Source organism: Acidisphaera rubrifaciens HS-AP3 (assembly GCF_000964365.1).
Classification (GTDB): Bacteria; Pseudomonadota; Alphaproteobacteria; order Acetobacterales; family Acetobacteraceae; genus Acidisphaera; species Acidisphaera rubrifaciens.
This window is the reverse complement of record NZ_BANB01000004.1, coordinates 1-845: the sequence shown is the minus strand read 5'-3', so window position 1 is coordinate 845 and position 845 is coordinate 1. Positions and strand designations below refer to the sequence as shown.

Below are 845 nucleotides of genomic sequence, written 5' to 3'. Positions count from 1 at the left end.
TAGGGCTCGGACCCATAAATTTCTTGAGCGGGCTCGCGGCGGCGTGATTCACGTTTCCCAGTGAGGGGAGCGTTTGGATGAGCGACGTGTTTTGGCTGAGCGAGCGGCAGTTTTCGCGCCTGGTTCCGCTTCTTCCGACGGATACGCGGGGCAAGCCGCGTGTTGACGACCTTCGGGTGATCAGCGGCATCGTGCACGTGCTGAAGTCCGGTGGGCGCTGGGTGGACGCACCGGTCATCTACGGTCCGCGCAAGACCCTCTACAATCGCTTTGTCCGATGGGCGGCGAAGGGCGTGTGGCTCGATATCTTCCACGCCCTGGCGGCTGCTGGCGGCCCTCCGGCTGAAGTGCTGATCGATTCCTCGGCGGTGAAGGCACATCGCTGTGCCTCTGGTGGAAAAGGGGGGAACACACGCAGGCCATCGGTCGCTCGCGTGGCGGGCGAACCACCAAAATCCATGCGCTGACCGACGGCTTCTGCCGTCCTCTGGCCTTCCTGCTCACGGGCGGTCAGGTGGCGGATTGCATCGCGGCCGATACCCTCCTCAACCTGCTGCCGACAACGACGCTGCTGCACGGCGACAAGGGCTACGATAGCGAAGCCGTGCGACGAAAAGTCGAGGCCATGGGCACGGCACCGAACATCCCGCCCAAGGTCAATCGCCGCTGGAAGCCCTGCTTCTCGCCCTTCCTCTATCGCAGCCGAAACGCCATCGAACGGATGTTCAACAGGCTGAAAGACTTCCGCCGGATCGCCACCAGATACGACCGCCTCGCCGCCAATTTCCTCGCCGCAGTCTGCATCGCAGCAACTGTCAGCTACTGGTTATGAGTCCGAGCCCTAG

Annotated in this window: 1 protein-coding gene; it reads left to right on the top strand. The window is 63.1% G+C overall.

All coding sequences use genetic code 11. From position 1 onward, the window contains the following. Window positions 1-77 precede the first annotated feature (77 nt). Window positions 78-832 (top strand): IS5 family transposase gene (locus B8460_RS00060; RefSeq protein ID WP_148360171.1). Its coding sequence is split into 2 segments (ribosomal slippage): window positions 78-408 and window positions 408-832, totalling 756 coding nucleotides; the frame shifts between segments, so codons are not numbered across the junction. Window positions 833-845: the final 13 nt, after the last annotated feature.